This window comes from Treponema sp. R6D11 (assembly GCF_054786075.1).
This window is the reverse complement of record NZ_BDHD01000194.1, coordinates 1-3,140: the sequence shown is the minus strand read 5'-3', so window position 1 is coordinate 3,140 and position 3,140 is coordinate 1. Positions and strand designations below refer to the sequence as shown.

General features: G+C 47.5%; 3 protein-coding genes. All 3 read right to left on the bottom strand.

Annotation, left to right across the window (positions count from 1 at the left end; translation table 11 throughout):
* Nucleotides 1-477: thiamine pyrophosphate-binding protein (locus ACYVTD_RS11020; protein ID WP_461247819.1), on the bottom strand; the 477-nt coding region annotated here is incomplete at its 3' end.
* Between the two features lies 1 nt (nt 478).
* Nucleotides 479-2,149 (bottom strand): dihydroxy-acid dehydratase, encoded by a 1,671-nt coding sequence (ilvD, locus tag ACYVTD_RS11015; RefSeq protein WP_461247818.1) that lies wholly within the window; start codon nt 2,147-2,149, stop codon nt 479-481.
* A gap of 63 nt (nt 2,150-2,212) precedes the next feature.
* A complete protein-coding gene (locus tag ACYVTD_RS11010; RefSeq protein WP_461247817.1) occupies nt 2,213-3,019 on the bottom strand; it encodes a leucine-rich repeat domain-containing protein in 807 nt (268 codons plus the stop codon).
* Nucleotides 3,020-3,140 lie beyond the last annotated feature (121 nt).

The following is a 3,140-nucleotide window of genomic DNA, read 5'->3' as shown; positions in this document are numbered from 1 at the left end:
GATAAGTACCGGTCCGGGACGACCTGACGATGCAAGCTCAAACGCTTCACGGATAATTTCCGCAAGGTCGTCAACATTTTTTACAATCCAATTGTGTTTTACTATTGGCATGGAGATGCCTGTAATGTCAACTTCCTGAAAACTGTCCTTGCCCAAAATGCCAGTGGGGACGTTGCCTGTAATCGCAACAAGAGGAATTGAATCCATGTACGCCGTGGCGATTCCGGTTATAAGATTTGTAGCTCCCGGTCCCGAAGTGGCTAGGCACACGCCTGTCTTTCCTGTGGAGCGGGCGTAGCCGTCAGCGGCATGGGCGGCGTGTTGCTCATGGCTTACAAGGATATGGCGAATCTTGTCGCTGTGTTTGAAAAGTTCATCATAAATATTTAAGACAGCGCCGCCTGGATACCCGAAAATCGTATCCACTCCCTGCTCAATCAGAGACTCCACTAATATTTGTGCACCTGTGTACTGCATTTTAATCTCCTTTATGCGGTTCCGCAAAGACCGCTCCTGATGCGGCTGACCCTACTTGGGCGGCATAACGTGCGAGGTAACCGCTGGGGTTCTTGGAAAGAGGCTTCCAATTTTTTCGCCGCCGCTCAATTTCTTCATCGCTTATCTTTACATTTATCGAAAGCTCGTCAATATCAATCGCTATAATGTCGCCTTCGTTAATGATGCCGATGTTTCCACCCAATGCGGCTTCCGGCGAGACGTGTCCGATAGACGCACCTTTGGAAGCACCGGAAAAACGTCCGTCAGTAATCAGTGCGACTTTGTCGTCAAGCCCCATGCCTGCGAGAGCGGCGGTGGGAGCGAGCATTTCCTTCATGCCGGGACCGCCCTTTGGTCCTTCGTAACGGATAACGACAACGTCTCCAGCTTTTATTTTTTTGCCCATGATAGCGTCAAATGCCGTTTCCTCGGAATCGAAAACTCTGGCAGGTCCTTCGTGCTTCAACATGGAAGCCGCTACCGCACTTCGCTTTACGACACAGCCGTCTTGAGCGATGTTTCCCTTCAAGGCGGCAAGACCGCCTGTCGCAGAGTAGGGGTTTTCAATCGGTCTTATGACATCGGGGTTGCGGTTTTCCGCTTTTTCCAATGAGTCGCCAAGACAGCCGTACACAGTTGCGGCTTTAAGATCGATCAAATTCTTTTTGGAAAGTTCCTTTAAGACAGCCGGAATTCCTCCTGCCGTGTGCAAGTCTTCGATTGCGTCTTTTCCGGCGGGGGCAAGACGGCAGAGGTTAGGAGTAACGGCACTTACCTTGTTAAGAAGTTCAAGATCGAGTTTGAAGCCTGCTTCCCCGGCAATCGCAGGCAGATGAAGTGCGGTATTTGTTGAACAGCCAAGTGCCATGTCGAGAGCGAGGGCGTTCATAAACGCTTTTTGTGTAAGTATATTTTTGGGACGCAGGTCTTTTTTAAGAACGTCCATAATTAACATTCCAGTTTTTTTTGCAAGGCGAATACGCTCCGCCATTACCGCAGGTATAGTGCCGTTGCCCGGCAGAGCCATGCCAAGAGCTTCCGTCACGCAGTTCATCGAGTTTGCCGTAAACATTCCGGCACAAGAACCGCAACCCGGGCAGGAAAGATTTTCAAGCTCCTCAAGTTCCGCTTCGCTGATCTTTCCGGCGGCGACAGCACCCACCGCTTCAAACATTGTGGTAAGCGTAAGCGGTTTTCCGTCCTTGCGTCCGGCAAGCATAGGTCCGCCTGAAACAAAAACGGAAGGAAGGTTAAGCCGTGCGGATGCCATCAGCATACCCGGCACTATCTTGTCGCAGTTGGGGATAAAAATAATAGCGTCAAAAGCGTGGGCTGTCGCCATACATTCAATAGAGTCGGCGATAAGTTCCCTTGTCGGCAGTGAGTATCTCATTCCCTCATGCCCCATCGCTATTCCGTCGCATACGCCGATTACCGGAAAGATGACAGGCACTCCGCCTGCCATGCGAACTCCATCCGCCGCCGCTTTAGCGATATTGTCAAGGTGCAGATGACCTGGCACTATTTCGCTTTTCGCACAGGCAATCCCAATGAGCGGTCTTTTAAATTCTTCTTCGATGAACCCCAACGCCTTAAAAAGTGCTCGATGAGGAGAGCGTGCAATGCCTTTGTTTACAGAATCGCTTTTCATAATTTCTTCCTTATATAAAATAATTTTATTAGTTTATGTTTCATACATTATATCCCTTTCTCATTATTGCTTTGTCCATTTTAGACCTCCGCTTTCTCTTGTATACGTTCCTGCTTTTCCTGTACTGTAGGCGGTCTTCAAGTTGTCTCCTCCTCTAAAGTTGATTTCAGGGAAGGCGTAGCCTCCAAAATTCGCATCTTTGATGTTGCTCCCTGTTGAAAACGTTACGCTGGTAAGGCTGTTGCACCATGAAAAAGCCCCTTTCCCAATGTCGGTAACGCTGGCAGGTATGATTATTTCGGTAAGGCTGGTGCAATACATAAAAGCCTCTTCCCCAATATTGGTAACGCTGTTAGGTATGGTTATGTTGGTAAGGCTTTCGCATATGGCAAAAGCCCCTTTTCCAATGCTTGTAACGCTGTCGGGTATTGTTATGACGGTAAGGCTTTCGCAATTGGAAAAAACACTCACACCAATGCTTGTAATTCCGTTGGGTATAGTTACGCCTGTAAGTCTAATGCAACCGGAAAAAGCCGCTAACCCAATACTGTTAACATTGTTCGGTATGTTTACGCTGACAAGACTGGTGCAATTCTTAAAAGCCCATTGTCCAATGTCGGTAACGCTGTCGGGTATGGTTACTCTTGTAAGACTTGTTTCAAAGGCAAAAACACCTTCTCCAATATTGGTAACGGGAAGATTTTGTATGCGTGGCGGAATGTTTACTTCGGTTTTATCGCCGAAATATCCTGTTATCTTTATCCAGTTTCCTTCACGTTCCACGTCAAAATCGCTTTCGCTGTCATATTGTTGGGCGTAAGAGCTGATTGCTATAGTAAAAATGAAAATGGCAAATATAATTTTCTTCATTATAAGTTCCTTTAAAAAGCATATGCTTCGATGCGACTATGCGTTTTTACTTTCCCCCAATTCCTTGAGTACCGCTTCGCCCATCGCCTTAGTACCCACAATTTTTTCGTTACTGCTTGCC

Excerpts from the sequence above, each read along its gene's own strand:
- ACYVTD_RS11010 (WP_461247817.1), bottom strand. The coding sequence starts at position 3,019 with ATGAAGAAAATTATATTTGCCATTTTCATTTTTACTATAGCAATCAGC.
- ilvD (WP_461247818.1), bottom strand. The coding sequence starts at position 2,149 with ATGAAAAGCGATTCTGTAAACAAAGGCATTGCACGCTCTCCTCATCGA.